The following is a 13,486-nucleotide window of genomic DNA, read 5'->3' as shown; positions in this document are numbered from 1 at the left end:
ATATGAAGATTGATGAAATCTTAGAATCATATGATTCCTTCAGGGAATCAGGCCTGGAAGATCGTTTCTTTAAACATCAGGATCTCATGCGAATACTGGATCGACATTCGGGAGATTTCAACACCGAGCTTGCAGGGCACTCCCTTGAAGGCAGGGAAATACGTCTATTGACGGTTGGAACTGGTCCATGTAAGGTCTTCCTGTGGAGCCAGATGCATGGTGATGAAACAACCGGTACCATGGCGCTGATGGACCTTCTGAATTTTCTTAAACATCAAATTGGTTCTCCTATTAGCACCCGGCTTTTAAGCGCCTGTACGCTTTACCTGCTACCAATGGTAAATCCGGATGGTGCGGAACGGTTCAGCAGAAGAAATGCGCAGCAGATAGACATCAACCGTGACTACTTGCGAGCAGCAAGTCCTGAAGCAAAAGTTCTCAAAGCCATGCATGAAAAGATTAAACCCTCTTTTGGTTTTAACTTACATGACCAGTCGAACTTATGGGGCCTAAAAAACAGTACATATCCAGCAGCATTATCCTTTCTAGCGCCCGCGTTCAATGAGGCAGGCAGCCTGAATGAAAACCGTGGTTGGGCAATGCAAGTCATAGCCTGTATAAAGGACAGCCTTCTCGCCATTTTGCCTGGGAAAATCGGCTTGTTTGATGATACCTTTGAACCGCGGGCATTTGGCGATAACTTCCAGAAAGCAGGCACTGCAACCATATTGATAGAAGGTGGCAGTATAATCGGTGACCGGAAATGCCAGGAGGTCCGCAAGATGGTTTTTGCAGCGATTTTAGCGGGTTTAAATGCAATTTTTTCAGCATCTTACCTTCAAAATACCACAGATAATTACCTGAGCATTCCAAAAAACACCAAATCGTTGTTTCATATTCTGATTTGCGATGTTTTATATGGCGGCATACGTACAAGCATTGGCATTAATTACAAACCTGTCCCGACCTCAGGTGGGAACAGCATCGAATGTTTTTACTCAATTGAAGATATTGGTGACCTTAGTACGATGAACGCACATCAAGTGTATCAGGCAGACAAGATGCAAATCTATGGTGACATAGTCTACGATTGCCCTGCAGACTTTGATCTCGTACATGGCACCGAAACTATTTTAAGCTTCAAACAGGGGATTTTGCAATCAAAATAATAATTTAGAACTTTCAAATATTAAATGGCATTAAGCAGAATCTGGTCAGCCTTTATCCTTGTTGCAATATTCGTTGCGTGTATTAAGTGTTTTTTCCTTGGACAATCAGAGATTTTCAATTGGATGATCGTAGGGAAAGCCGACGATCCGGGCAATCCACTCCATGTTGACGGCGTGATTGAGACCTGCTGGACTGCCGTAAATATCTGTTTGAAGCTGATCGGAATCATGGCGCTCTTTATGGGCTTCATGAGCATTGCAGAACGAGCTGGAGGCATTAGGGTACTCTCGAGGATAATCGGTCCCTTCTTCTCCAAGCTTTTCCCGGACGTGCCTAAAGGCCACCCGGCAACGGGCCATATGGTGATGAACTTTTCTGCCAACCTGCTCGGCTTAGATAACGCTGCTACGCCTTTTGGACTTAAAGCTATGGAAAGCCTTCAGGAACTTAATCCAAATAAGGAACGGGCCTCTAATGCACAGATCATGTTTCTTTGCCTGCATGCTTCGGGGTTAACGCTTATTCCGGTCAGTATCATCGCTATTCGGGCTTCCTTAAATGCAGCTAATCCTACGGAGATCTTTATTCCCTGCATGATCGCAACGTTCGTGGCAACCATAGCCGCAATGCTGATCGTGTCTTTCAAGCAGAAAATTAATGTACTTGCTCCTGCAATTCTTCTTTGGGTACTGGGACTATCAAGTGTCATTGCCTTATTGGTACTTTACCTTACTTCCCTCAGTACAGAAGGCCTTCAGTCTTTTTCGGGAATACTCAGTAACGGTCTGTTGTTGTTCATCTTCTTCATCATTGTTTTGGGAGCAGTTTACAAAAAGATTGATGTTTTCGATGCGTTTGTAGATGGGGCGAAAGGTGGGTTTGACACAGCAATCCGTATTATCCCTTATCTAGTCGGAATGCTTATCGCTATTAGCCTGCTAAGAACAAGCGGCACTTTTGATGTAGTCATCAACGGAATGAAACAGGTTTGTTTGTTTTTTCATGTAGACTCTCGGTTTATAGATGGGATTCCGACGGCGCTGATCAGACCCTTAAGCGGTGGTGGAGCAAGAGGAATGATGATAGACACCATGACTACCCACGGACCCGACTCCTTTGCAGGAAGGCTTTCGAGTATACTGCAGGGTAGCTCAGACACGACCTTCTATGTGATCGCGGTTTACTTTGGTGCAGTAAATGTCAAAGATACCCGTTATGCCATTGGAGCCATGTTACTAGCAGATCTGGTTGGGGTAATCACAGCAATCAGCCTAGCCTACCTGTTTTTCGGGTAAGCAAGCATTAAATGAATAAAAAAAAAATGTTATTTACTCGGCTTGAGTGCCTTTAGCTGGCTAATAACCTTGTCCAGAATACCGGGCTCTATATTCGCGTACTTGGAGAACTTCCAATTCGCATTCCCATCCAGCCATACGCAGAAGGAATGATACCCATCCAGTACAACAGCATAGGTTTCATGAAAATCATCGTGTATTTGCATGCAAAAGCCCGATACAGGCTTTCCTGCTAAATCAAATTGCAGATTTAAATAGTTGCTCAACATAACTTATATCCGGTTAGTTGATACTAAACAAAGCTGTTTGATAAATGTTTAAAATATTTTTTTCTTAAGCGGCGAAGTGGCCGTTTACCACATTGACAAGTTTATCAATGTCAAAGGGTTTTGGGATAAAGCCATTCGGAGGCCCAGGCAATGCACTGTAGTTCTGCAGATTATGGCTCGCAGAAATCATAATAATTGGAATAAGATTAAAATGTGCATCCGCTTTTATTGTTTTACAGATCTCTCGCCCGTCCATGCCGCTCAGCATCACGTCCAATAATATCAGATCAGGTCTTATGCTTGTTATAGAATCTATGATATCCTTACCATTCGTTAAAGTTGCAACCTCGTAACCCTCGTCCTCCAGGATGATTCTGATTACATCGAGTATATCATTATCATCATCTACCGCCAGTATTTTTCTCATTTCATTTACCCTCATTTCACTGAGGTCAAGCGATTTGTATGCCAATAATGTCATATAATAGAATAAATTAACATGTTACTAATTTTATTAGCATCTTTATCTCATCAATCTATTCCGAAAAACAACATGAAATACGCCGTTGTAGATATCGAAACAACCGGTGGCTATCCATCCGGAAATGGCATAACTGAAATTTCCATCCACATCATGGAAGGGAATGAGGTCATCCAAACATGGGAATCCCTGATTAACCCTGAGCAATTCATTCCAAACTATATTGAAGCGCTTACGGGTATAAGCAACGAGATGGTGGCAGATGCGCCTGTATTCTCAGAAGTAGCCCCACAAATCTTTGACTTACTGCATGATAAAGTTTTTGTCGCGCATAATGTTAATTTTGACTATGCCTTCATCCGGCATCAGCTTGCTGCATGTGGCTTTACGTTAAACTGTAAAAAATTATGTACGGTAAGACTAAGCCGGAAGTTGTTTCCTGGTTTGGCCTCCTACAGTTTGGGCAAACTGTGCAAGTCACTTGAAATCAATCTGGAAAACCGCCACCGTGCTGGGGGGGATGCTGCAGCTACAGCCATACTCTTCGGGATGCTCCTAACTGCTGACCGCGAGGATCATATTTTACGCTCTTTACAGAAAGCATCCAAGGAGCAGGTACTGCCTCCACATCTCTCCAAAAATTATATTGATAGGCTCCCGGACCAACCAGGGGTATATTATTTTCGTGATCAGAAGGGCAAAATAATTTATATCGGAAAAGCAAAGAATCTTAAAAAGCGCGTCTATTCTCACTTTAGTGGCAACAGCAGCAGCAAGCAACGGCAGGAGTTCCTAAAAAATATACATAATATCGATTACGATATCTGCGGAACCGAGTTGATGGCGTTTATTCTGGAGGCTACACAGATTAAAAAGTTTTGGCCTGAAAATAATCGTGCACTGAAGCGCTTTGAACAAAAGTATGCCTTGTATGAGTATATGGATCAGAATGGTTACATAAGGCTTGGTATTGACAAGTACAAAAAGCAATGTCCTTCCTTATATAGTTTCAACAGCCTATTAGATGGACATAATCTACTCAGAACTTTGATAAAGGATTTTCAATTGTGCGAGAAGCTATGTTCTGTCCAGCGAAATCGTACCGCCTGTACTGGTCATGAGCAAGGGAACTGTAACGGTGCATGTATTGGTGAAGAAAGCCCCTCTACATATAATCAGCGAGTTCAGGAGGCTATAAAGCATCTTACGGCCATGCTTCCCTCCTTTGTCATGATTGATCAAGGTCGCAACGCAGATGAGCAAAGTTGCCTGTGGATTGAAAAAGGCAAGTTTTACGGTATGGGCTACGTTTCTCACCACACGGATGTAAATGACTTTGATTTGCTGAAGTCTGCTTTGGATCCTTATCCATCTAACGATTATATTGTGAATCTGATCCTCTCCTATGCCGAAAGCCACCCCAATAAACGAATAATGCTAAATTTTGAGCCTGCAAATCAATAAAATAGCGGATATTTTCGTTTTAGATTTGCTGAAGTACAAACGAACTTCTATCTTTGGCGCTCCAAGCGGATAGGCACCCATAGCTCAGCTGGATAGAGCAACGGTTTTCTAAACCGTCGGTCACAGGTTCGAATCCTGTTGGGTGTACGAATACTTAGTTAGAACCCCTGCAATTTAGTTTGCAGGGGTTTCTTTTTACCTTTTAAATCAAACCGCTACCAGACCGGAGCCAACTCTCCCAATCGTTCACCAGGTATGTATAGCCTATTTCTTCATTGTACCTGCTTCTCACAATCTTCCAATCCAGCTTTTCAGGAATGAATTCCGGGACTGCTAGGCCCTGCATCTCCGCTGCTAGTGTATAGAATGCTGTCCTTGATGGATGATCAGGGCCAACTGCATTCAGACATCTTGGGAGCTGCTCCATGTGCAGCAAACGTTTTGTAACACCGATACAATCATCAAGATGGATAAGATTAACTGGAGCTAAGCCATTCGCTATACTTTTTTTTCCGGCAAAAAACCTTCCTGGGTGCCGCCCTGGGCCAACAAGTCCGCCGAAGCGTAATGCAGTTGACCGGCCGTCGGGCAATTGCTGTAATAAAGACTCCATTTGTAGCAAAATTTCTCCAGAGCCAGTCTCTGGATCACAGCTTGAACTTTCATCCACAGACTGCCTGGTATCTCCAAAAACACTTGTGGAACTTATGAGGATCGTCTTCTTTATGTTCTTAGACAGAATAATTTCAATTACCTGTTTTAGGCCGTCAATGTAGTTTGGATTCGCAACCAGCCTCACGTTAGAAGCGATGACTAAAGCATCACAGTCCCAGAAATCCGCCGCAGGGTCGAGTGGTTCAGGGCCACCGAGTTTGATTACGCTAGCTTGTATGCCAGCCTTATGAAGTGCTTCAAACTTTTGTTCAGTGGTTACCGAACCATGAACTTCATGCCCATCTTCTAACAACGACTTACCTAAGGCACTGCCAAACCAACCATAGCCGAGAATACTAATTTTCATCTAATCTAATTTGCTATGCCTTTAGAAATATACAACCCGGTCACCATCCCCCATGATCACTTTAGCAGCCAAATCTAGGAAAATACCATGTACCAGCAGCCCCTCAATGTTGTTTAAGGATGTCGACAAACTTTCTGGGTCCTCGATCAAGCCAAAATCAGCATCAATGATGTAATTCCCATTGTCAGTAATATACAAATGCCCGCTTTTTTTCCGCAGCACCGGACTTCCATGCAGTAGCTTTACTTCTTTCATGACATGATTCACCGCGAGCGGAACAACCTCTATCGGAACGGTAAAAGCACCCAACTGGTCAACCAGCTTTGATGAATCTGCAATAATGATCTCCAGTTTAGTCATTGAAGCCACAATTTTCTCCCGGAACAGCGCTCCGCCCCCACCTTTGATGAGCTTGAGATCTGTGGTGAATTCATCAGCCCCATCAATGGTGATATCGATGGAGTGTACTTCATCAAAGCCCAGCAGTGGTATGCCAAGACTATCTGCAAGGCTGGCGGTGTTTTCAGATGTTGCAACAGCTTCAATCTGCAGACCCTGCCTTACAAGTTCTGCGATCTGCTGAATGGCATAATACGCTGAAGAACCTGTACCTAAGCCTACAATGCTTCCGGGTTGCACAAACTTAACCGCCTCGAGTGCTGCTATTCTTTTTTCCTTTTCTTTGTCAGATAATTGCTGTTCCAAGTTGTACGGGTTTAATTATAAAATACCAAGATTGTGCCACATCTAAAATGGCCTTTAGGTTTTATATCTTTGAAGCCTCTTTATTAATTTTGTGCAATAAATTATCCAGCTCGCTGGTACATTTCTGCATTCGTTCTATGATCTGGGCACTTTCAACGCTGTCTGTACTTGTTTTTAGCAGTTCAACAAGTGAAATGATAGAAGCCACGGGTTTTCTGATTTCATGAGAATTTAACCAGGATACCTTCTTGAGCTGTTCATTCTGCCGGATGATCTCTGCTTCCCTTTCTTTCCGATCAGTGATGTCTGTGAAGTATACGGCAATACCATCTTGAGTTGGATAGCAGGCAACGTGCAACCATTTCTTCAACTTCCCATAGTAAGCCTCAATCTTTGTTGGCAACCTTTCCTCCATTGCACGAGTGCCTGCCTGAAAGATCACCGATTCCTGCGCATCGGGAAAAACACTCTTTACACTTTTACCAATCACTTCAGCTGTTGTACCGGTCCTTTCATAAAAATTGCTGTTTGCACTGGTGATTTCCCATTCCCGGTTTACAGTGAAATAGCTGTCTGATATACTGCTTAATGTACTTTCAAGATTGATCTGGCTTCTTACAAGATCCTGTTCGAACACCACGTTTTCAGTAATATCGATTACAAACACCATTATTGCTGGTTTTTCGTCCAATATGGTGAGCAGGGAACTGATGTTCACATAGATCTGTTCACCATTCTTTTTCAGGTGACTCCATTTCCCGAATTCATAACCCGCATCATTAGACTTCGAAAAGAAATGCTTCACTGCCGAAATCTCCTGATCCTGATGAATGTCGAATATGGTCATGTCTAGAAACTCCTTCCTACTATAGCCATAATAGAAACAAGCAGCGTCATTCACCGAAATGAACTTAAATGACTCCGGTTCGAGAAACCATATTGGATAGGGATTGGAAAGGTACATATTCCTGTACTGCCTTTCACTGCTGACAAGGTTATGCTCGAACTTGGAGATCAGCATACCTAAAAGTAAGGCGGTTACAAAGACATAAGTGATGCCTTTGGCAGAGTTCAACAGGGTAAACAGGTGACCCTCTGCATTCAGCTCCATTGACGTTAGTACGCGATCACTTGCTAAAATCCATGCTATTCCGAAGATCATGTAAATAATCGGAATAGCAAAGCGTCCGCTTTTTAGTTTAAAGAATGATTGCATAATCTGGGTCAGGCTAGCAGCAGTTCCGCTGAAGAAATATGTACTTAAATATAAGAATTACAACGCATTTGCTTACGTCTATAAACAAAAAAGGCCCGCAGTTGCGGGCCTTTTCCTATTAAAAGCAGATTACTTATCGCTATTTTTTTTCTCAGTTACTTCAGTACGAATCTCTTGCGCCAGGTTTTTCAATTCCTGCATTGCTTTACGTACACGTGTACCAGCAGCGCCGTTACCTGAGTTATAAAATTTGTCCGCGTCAGCTTCAACTCCGGCAACAAGTTCTTTTAATTTTGAAAATTTTTCCATGCTCTTTTGAAATTAGTTATTTGATTATGTTTTAAAGTTAATAATTATTGGATTTCCTGCAAATCAATTATTCATCAATTGAAGGTTTTTACAACGCCTTTTGGATATTAAAACCATTTACTACTGATTTTGTTAAGTTCCTAAAGTAATAATTTTAACTAGAAAAGCTTAATCCTATGGTAACCAACGATAAAAATCCAAAAGAAAATGCACCCGGTGGAGAGAACTATGACATCAACCACCCACAGAACCTTACCACCCCAGACTACAACAGTACCACAGAACACCGCGATACTGATGACCTTCCGGGCGTCGAAAACCTTAACCAATCCAACAATGGCGATCAACCAATGCCTGACAATGATGGATCTCTAACTGGCACCCCATCTAAAACGGATCTCGGAAATTCTCAGAAGCCCGAAGAAGATAAAGCTGATGATGGCTTAATCGCCACTTAAGCCAGGGACTTCAAGCTTGTCCCACCTGCAAAAACGCTCAATTCATGTATAATACCACATTTAAGCGCAAAGTTACTCCGCTGATGACCCACAGGAAAGTCAAAACAAACCGGGAAGGAATACCCCTTCACTTTTTCCAAAACAATATCATAGATTGTTCTACCAAAAGCTTCTCCTGGGTCATCAGCTTTAGTTTTGATGTTGCCAATGATCAATCCTTTAAGTCCGTCAAGCATTCCGGAGCGCTTTAGGTTCCAGAACATTCTATCCACCCTATAGAGGTATTCGCTCGTATCTTCTAAAAACAAGATCTTTCCTCGGGTCTGTAATGCAGATTTGCTCCCCGACAAGGTTTCGAGAATACTTAGATTACCACCCACCAACTGACCACGCGCAGTACCCATCCTATTATATGGTAGATAATCGGCGCGATAATTCATCTGCCTTCCCATCAGTGCATCTTTTATAGATAAGATTGTCTCAATTTGTATCGGTTCAGCCTGCTCCCATACATCAGGGAAGCTGTTACACATCTTGGAATGGATAGAGGGCATGTTCAAGAGCCTGTTCAGATGACTATGGATCACGGTGACATCACTGAATCCAATAATCCATTTAGGTCTTTTTCAAAGAATCGCGAAATTCAAGTCATCGATGATCCGGACCATGCCATAGCCGCCTCTTGCACACATCACAGCATGAATCCCGGGATCATCAAACATCGACTGCAAGTCAATCCTTCGCTCTTCATCAGTACCTCCAAAGCTGAAATCCCGTTTCCCAATGGTACTACCTACGAGCACCTTAAAGCCCCATTGCTCCATCAGCAATTTTGCAGGTTGAATCGCCTCCAGGCTGATGTATCCGGCTGGACTGGTGATTCCGATAGCATCCCCAGGCTTCAGATAAGGGGGAATGATATGCTTTCCAGCACTATTCTCAGATTCAGCAGAAAGCCCTTGGACGGAAGAGCCGGCTGTCAATACACTTATGGCAGAAAGAAATGTTTTCCTGTCCATCATTATAATCTCAAATTCATGGCTGACAAGAGCTTAGAGGACATCCTTTAACACGGCCCAGACATTGTCCGCGAGGATCTTGTGCCCTTCTACCGTTGGGTGTATGCCATCACCCTGGTTCAATTCAGGGACACCACCGACGCCTTCGAGTAGAAAAGGAATAAAGGCAGCGTTATTCTTTTTAGCCAGCTTTGGGAATATCTCTTTAAAAGCATCCGCATATTTAGCCCCCATACTCGGCGGAACCATCATACCAGTGATGACAAGCTTCGTTTCCGGGAACTTGGCATGCACCTGATCAATTATAGACTGTAGGTTTTTTTCGGTCTCCTTTACATCCAGACCTCTGAGGCCATCATTTGCACCAAGTTCAAGTACGAAAACATCCATTTGCTGTTTTAGCAACCAATCAATCCGGTTTTTACCGCCAGCCGAAGTCTCGCCGCTCAGACCAGCACTCACCACTTTGTATGGCAGGTTCAAAGAATCTATTTTTTGCTCAATCAGGTAAGGAAAAGCAGCTTCAGGGTCTTCCAAGCCATAACCTGCCGTAAGACTATCCCCAAAAAATAAAACCGTCTTTCTTTTTTCCTCCTGTTTTTTTTCTACTTTAACAGCTTGCGAATCAGCGGTGTTGTTATTACTATTTCCACATGCAACGAGAAAAGTCAGCAACAGGAACCATAGTCTTGAAAATCTGTGTAGTGTCATGATCGCAAAGTAACTGGAAATACCAAAACATATCCAATAGATTTAGGTTTTAAATTTTAAAATTATTAAACGATCTGTGACTGAAATCTTAAGCGTACGCAATCTTAGCAAGAACTACCCTGCTCAGGGCAAATCATTAGGTGTATTAAAAGACATAAACTTCGAAATCCAACAAGGTTCTACCGTCTCCATAGTTGGTCCTTCCGGTAGTGGAAAGACGACATTATTGGGACTTTGTGCGGGACTAGATCGCGCAAGCAGCGGATCCGTGATCCTGAATGGAATAGAGCTGGATCACTTAAACGAAGATGAACGTGCCCGGGTAAGAAACCAGCATGTGGGCTTTATATTTCAAAACTTTCAGCTGCTACCTACGCTTACCGCACTGGAAAACGTTATGGTACCACTTGAGCTAAGAGGCGAAAAGAATGTCAGTGATAGGGCTTTAAGTCTGCTAGATAAAGTAGGACTTGCAAACAGAGGTCATCATTACCCATCACAACTATCCGGGGGCGAGCAGCAAAGAGTTTCCCTGGCAAGAGCATTTTCAAACAGTCCAAAAATCCTGTTCGCCGATGAACCTACCGGTAACCTGGATACGGAAACTGGCCAGAAGGTAGAAAAGCTCCTTTTCGAATTAAATAGAGATGCAGGTACCACGCTAATTCTGGTCACCCATGATCTTGAACTGGCTTCAAAAACAAGCAGGATTATACGATTAAAAGGTGGAACCATATTAAATGACGGCTTATAGCTATGGAAAATAACACCATTAACTTTCCCTGGCTGCTGAAGATGGCATGGCGGGATAGCCGTAAAAACAAAGCGCGTTTGTTTCTTTTCATCTCCTCGATGGTGCTTGGAATTGCGGCCCTGGTAGCCATTTATGCTATTGGCGACAACCTGACCCAGGATATTGACCGCCAGGCTGCGACGCTGATTGGCGCAGACTTAGATGTAAGAACTAACAAGTCGCCGGATGCAGCAGCTCGTAAGTTTACCGACTCACTCAAAAAGCAGGCAGTTTCTTATAGCGAAGAGCAGAGCTTTCCATCAATGATCCTGTTTCTAAAAGGCGGCGGCACCAGGCTTGTACAGATCCGGGCACTAAGTGGCGATTTCCCCTTTTATGGAGAGATAGAAACCACACCGCAAACTGCAGCAAAAAGCTTCCGTGGTCAACAGGATGTTCTGGTAGATAAAACATTGATGCTGCAATACAAAGCCAGCGTTGGTGATTCCGTGCAGATCGGCAAAGTAAACTTCCGGATTGCAGGTATTTTAAACCAGGCACCCGGACAAACAGGTTTTTCCAGCACCATTGCCCCTTCGGTATTCATGCCGATGAAATACTTAAAGGCAACGAACCTTGCACAAAAAGGTAGCAGGATAAACTATAACTTTTACTATAAGTTCCAGCAAGGACATGATGTCGAGAAAATGGTTACCCAGCTTACACCTGCTTTTGAAAAGCATGATCTCGACCAGGATACCATTAAATCCAAAAAGGAAAGCACCGGTAAGTCCTTTTCTGATGTCACCAAGTTTCTCTCCCTTGTAGGTTTTATTGCCCTGCTACTTGGTTGTATTGGCGTAGCAAGTGCCGTCCACATCTATGTTAAAGAAAAGATGCAAAGCATTGCGATTCTAAGGTGTATGGGGCTAAGTTCCAGACATGCCTTTTTGATATTCCTCATCCAGATCACGGCTATCGGGTTTATTGGCGCAGTAGCCGGAGCCATATTAGGGTCGATCATTCAACAGGTACTACCTGCGGTTTTCAAAGATTTTCTGCCTTTGGAGTTACAAGTAACCATATCCTGGAAAGCCATTCTTCAAGGCATTCTACTGGGTGTAATCATTTCGATACTGTTTTCATTGTTACCGCTGATATCCATCCGGAAGGTATCTCCTTTAAACACCATCAGAGTATCAGATCAACCGGAAGAAACCGGGAATGATCCTTGGCGCTGGTTCGTTTACTTGTTGATATTTGGATTTATCACCTGTTTTGCAAGGCTACAGCTTGATCGCTGGCGGGATACACTGGTATTCTCTGCGAGTATTGTTATAGGCTTTATTGTACTTTATGCAGTAGCAGCATTGAGCATCTGGCTAATAAGAAGGTTCTTCCCCTCGTCCTGGAGCTACATTTGGCGACAGGGTTTATCCAACCTGTACCGACCAAATAACCAAACCACAATCCTGGTATTATCAATAGGACTTGGAACAGCTTTCATATGTACCTTATTCTTTGTACAATCCATTCTATTAGACCGTATCACCCTTTCCACGAGTGAAAACCAGCCAAATATGGTGATCTTTGATATTCAGTCTAAGCAACGCGAAGCTTTAACGGCGCTGACGAAGGCTGAAGGTCTACCCCTGATCCAGGAAGTGCCGATCGTCACCATGCGCTTGCAGGAGATAAATGGCGTAAATGCGGTTGAAAACAAGAATGATTCCACGAGAAAATACTCCAACCGGGCTTATAATAGAGAGCTACGCGTTACCTTCCGTGATAGCCTTACTTCTACGGAAAGCCTGATTGAAGGCAAATGGCAGGGCCAGGTTCAGGGACAGGATACCGCTCGCATTTCACTGGAGCAAGGTTATGCCAGATCTTCGCACCTCAGCATCGGCGACCGCTTGTTATTTAATGTGCAGGGCGTGATGGTGCCAGCCATTGTTGGTAGCATTCGAGAAGTCGATTGGAATCGTGTTCAAACGAACTTCAGACTGGTCTTTCCGAAGGGCGTAATTGATGATGCCCCGCAGTTTCACGTGCTGGTAACCCGCGTTCCTGATGCAGCAGCTTCTGCAGCATTTCAGCAAAAAGTAGTATCCAAATATCCAAATGTATCCATTATAGATCTAGCACTGATCTTAACCGTGTTGGATGAAATTTTAAATAAGATTGGCTTTGTGATCCGCTTTATGGCTGCCTTTAGCATCATAACCGGCTTGATTGTACTGATATCCTCTGTATTGATCAGTAAATATCAGCGTATGCAGGAAAGTGTACTGCTCAGAACAATTGGTGCAAGCAGTGTACAGGTCTTTATGATTACGGCACTGGAATACTTTTTTCTCGGCGCCATCGCTGCTTTTACTGGTATAATGCTCGCTTTAATCGGGAACTGGGCGCTGGCAAGATTTAGCTTTGAGGTGCCTTTTTCACCAGACTGGCTAACGGTACTGGGCATATTCTTTAGTATTTCGCTTTTAACGACCATTATTGGGGTGTTAAATAGCAGATCTGCGTTGAACAGACCTCCACTCGAGATATTAAGACGAAACGCGTAATTGCGGTGTTATAGCGAAGCTTTGATATAATGAAAATGCCCCGCGATGACGAAGATTGATTA

At 43.4% G+C, this 13,486-nt stretch carries 14 protein-coding genes, 1 tRNA gene and 1 pseudogene; 7 read left to right on the top strand and 9 right to left on the bottom strand.

Annotated elements, in window-relative coordinates:
* Nucleotides 1-2 precede the first annotated feature (2 nt).
* Nucleotides 3-1,169 carry a M14 family zinc carboxypeptidase gene (locus tag AC5WJX_RS03380; RefSeq protein WP_494483355.1) on the top strand — a complete coding sequence of 389 codons (1,167 nt, stop codon included), beginning with the start codon at nucleotides 3-5 and terminating at the stop codon, nucleotides 1,167-1,169.
* Nucleotides 1,170-1,193: 24 nt separating this feature from the next.
* Nucleotides 1,194-2,465, top strand: coding sequence for a nucleoside recognition domain-containing protein (locus tag AC5WJX_RS03375; RefSeq protein ID WP_494483354.1), 1,272 nt, complete (start codon nucleotides 1,194-1,196; stop codon nucleotides 2,463-2,465).
* A 29-nt stretch (nucleotides 2,466-2,494) separates the two neighbouring features.
* Here AC5WJX_RS03375 and AC5WJX_RS03370 read toward each other — a convergent pair whose 3' ends face one another.
* Complete coding sequence (locus tag AC5WJX_RS03370; RefSeq protein ID WP_494483353.1) at nucleotides 2,495-2,671, bottom strand: hypothetical protein; 177 nt, start codon at nucleotides 2,669-2,671, stop codon at nucleotides 2,495-2,497.
* 127 nt (nucleotides 2,672-2,798) lie between these two features.
* On the bottom strand, nucleotides 2,799-3,161 hold the full coding sequence (locus AC5WJX_RS03365; protein WP_494483352.1) for a response regulator transcription factor: 363 nt from the start codon (nucleotides 3,159-3,161) through the stop codon (nucleotides 2,799-2,801).
* A gap of 126 nt (nucleotides 3,162-3,287) precedes the next feature.
* On the opposite strand from AC5WJX_RS03365, the gene AC5WJX_RS03360 reads away from it, so the two are divergent.
* A complete protein-coding gene (locus AC5WJX_RS03360) occupies nucleotides 3,288-4,679 on the top strand; it encodes an exonuclease domain-containing protein (RefSeq protein ID WP_494483351.1) in 1,392 nt (463 codons plus the stop codon).
* A gap of 73 nt (nucleotides 4,680-4,752) precedes the next feature.
* Nucleotides 4,753-4,826 (top strand) — tRNA-Arg (locus AC5WJX_RS03355).
* A gap of 55 nt (nucleotides 4,827-4,881) precedes the next feature.
* Here the strand turns inward: AC5WJX_RS03355 and AC5WJX_RS03350 are convergent.
* The 4 genes from AC5WJX_RS03350 to AC5WJX_RS03335 form a co-directional block, all read right to left on the bottom strand.
* The gene (locus tag AC5WJX_RS03350; RefSeq protein ID WP_494483350.1) at nucleotides 4,882-5,700 is read right to left on the bottom strand and encodes an NAD(P)H-binding protein; all 819 of its coding nucleotides are present in this window, start codon (nucleotides 5,698-5,700) and stop codon (nucleotides 4,882-4,884) included.
* A 21-nt stretch (nucleotides 5,701-5,721) separates the two neighbouring features.
* Nucleotides 5,722-6,405, bottom strand: coding sequence for a ribose-5-phosphate isomerase RpiA (gene rpiA / locus AC5WJX_RS03345; protein ID WP_494483349.1), 684 nt, complete (start codon nucleotides 6,403-6,405; stop codon nucleotides 5,722-5,724).
* Nucleotides 6,406-6,466: 61 nt separating this feature from the next.
* The gene (locus AC5WJX_RS03340; RefSeq protein WP_494483348.1) at nucleotides 6,467-7,621 is read right to left on the bottom strand and encodes a PAS domain S-box protein; all 1,155 of its coding nucleotides are present in this window, start codon (nucleotides 7,619-7,621) and stop codon (nucleotides 6,467-6,469) included.
* Between the two features lie 129 nt (nucleotides 7,622-7,750).
* The gene (locus tag AC5WJX_RS03335; protein WP_188626020.1) at nucleotides 7,751-7,930 is read right to left on the bottom strand and encodes a BF3379 family histone-like protein; all 180 of its coding nucleotides are present in this window, start codon (nucleotides 7,928-7,930) and stop codon (nucleotides 7,751-7,753) included.
* 176 nt (nucleotides 7,931-8,106) lie between these two features.
* On the opposite strand from AC5WJX_RS03335, the gene AC5WJX_RS03330 reads away from it, so the two are divergent.
* On the top strand, nucleotides 8,107-8,388 hold the full coding sequence (locus tag AC5WJX_RS03330) for a hypothetical protein (protein ID WP_440429193.1): 282 nt from the start codon (nucleotides 8,107-8,109) through the stop codon (nucleotides 8,386-8,388).
* On the opposite strand, the gene AC5WJX_RS03325 is transcribed toward AC5WJX_RS03330, so the two are convergent.
* From AC5WJX_RS03325 to AC5WJX_RS03315, 3 genes and pseudogenes are all read right to left on the bottom strand, one after another.
* Nucleotides 8,385-8,921, bottom strand: coding sequence for a hypothetical protein (locus AC5WJX_RS03325; protein ID WP_494483512.1), 537 nt, complete (start codon nucleotides 8,919-8,921; stop codon nucleotides 8,385-8,387). The genes AC5WJX_RS03330 and AC5WJX_RS03325 overlap by 4 nt on opposite strands.
* 18 nt (nucleotides 8,922-8,939) lie before the next feature.
* Nucleotides 8,940-9,407, bottom strand: a pseudogene (locus tag AC5WJX_RS03320) (LD-carboxypeptidase); the annotation flags it as partial.
* Nucleotides 9,408-9,440: 33 nt separating this feature from the next.
* Nucleotides 9,441-10,118, bottom strand: a complete 678-nt coding sequence (locus AC5WJX_RS03315; RefSeq protein ID WP_494483347.1) for an arylesterase — start codon at nucleotides 10,116-10,118, stop codon at nucleotides 9,441-9,443.
* Nucleotides 10,119-10,194: 76 nt separating this feature from the next.
* Between AC5WJX_RS03315 and AC5WJX_RS03310 the strand changes: the two genes are divergently transcribed.
* Nucleotides 10,195-10,872 (top strand): ABC transporter ATP-binding protein, encoded by a 678-nt coding sequence (locus tag AC5WJX_RS03310; protein ID WP_440429190.1) that lies wholly within the window; start codon nucleotides 10,195-10,197, stop codon nucleotides 10,870-10,872.
* 2 nt (nucleotides 10,873-10,874) lie between these two features.
* Nucleotides 10,875-13,424, top strand: coding sequence for an ABC transporter permease (locus tag AC5WJX_RS03305; protein WP_494483346.1), 2,550 nt, complete (start codon nucleotides 10,875-10,877; stop codon nucleotides 13,422-13,424).
* Nucleotides 13,425-13,486: the final 62 nt, after the last annotated feature.

The organism is Pedobacter sp. NEAU-ZC8, assembly GCF_059278965.1.
The sequence above is the reverse complement of the archived record's forward strand: the minus strand, read 5'-3'. Positions and strand labels throughout refer to the sequence as shown.

Excerpts from the sequence above, each read along its gene's own strand:
- AC5WJX_RS03380 (WP_494483355.1), top strand. The coding sequence starts at position 3 with ATGAAGATTGATGAAATCTTAGAATCATATGATTCCTTCAGGGAATCA.
- AC5WJX_RS03375 (WP_494483354.1), top strand. The coding sequence starts at position 1,194 with ATGGCATTAAGCAGAATCTGGTCAGCCTTTATCCTTGTTGCAATATTC.
- AC5WJX_RS03370 (WP_494483353.1), bottom strand. The coding sequence starts at position 2,671 with ATGCAAATACACGATGATTTTCATGAAACCTATGCTGTTGTACTGGAT.
- AC5WJX_RS03365 (WP_494483352.1), bottom strand. The coding sequence starts at position 3,161 with ATGAGAAAAATACTGGCGGTAGATGATGATAATGATATACTCGATGTA.
- AC5WJX_RS03360 (WP_494483351.1), top strand. The coding sequence starts at position 3,288 with ATGAAATACGCCGTTGTAGATATCGAAACAACCGGTGGCTATCCATCC.
- AC5WJX_RS03350 (WP_494483350.1), bottom strand. The coding sequence starts at position 5,700 with ATGAAAATTAGTATTCTCGGCTATGGTTGGTTTGGCAGTGCCTTAGGT.
- AC5WJX_RS03340 (WP_494483348.1), bottom strand. The coding sequence starts at position 7,621 with ATGCAATCATTCTTTAAACTAAAAAGCGGACGCTTTGCTATTCCGATT.
- AC5WJX_RS03335 (WP_188626020.1), bottom strand. The coding sequence starts at position 7,930 with ATGGAAAAATTTTCAAAATTAAAAGAACTTGTTGCCGGAGTTGAAGCT.
- AC5WJX_RS03330 (WP_440429193.1), top strand. The coding sequence starts at position 8,107 with ATGGTAACCAACGATAAAAATCCAAAAGAAAATGCACCCGGTGGAGAG.
- AC5WJX_RS03325 (WP_494483512.1), bottom strand. The coding sequence starts at position 8,921 with ATGTGTAACAGCTTCCCTGATGTATGGGAGCAGGCTGAACCGATACAA.
- AC5WJX_RS03315 (WP_494483347.1), bottom strand. The coding sequence starts at position 10,118 with ATGACACTACACAGATTTTCAAGACTATGGTTCCTGTTGCTGACTTTT.
- AC5WJX_RS03305 (WP_494483346.1), top strand. The coding sequence starts at position 10,875 with ATGGAAAATAACACCATTAACTTTCCCTGGCTGCTGAAGATGGCATGG.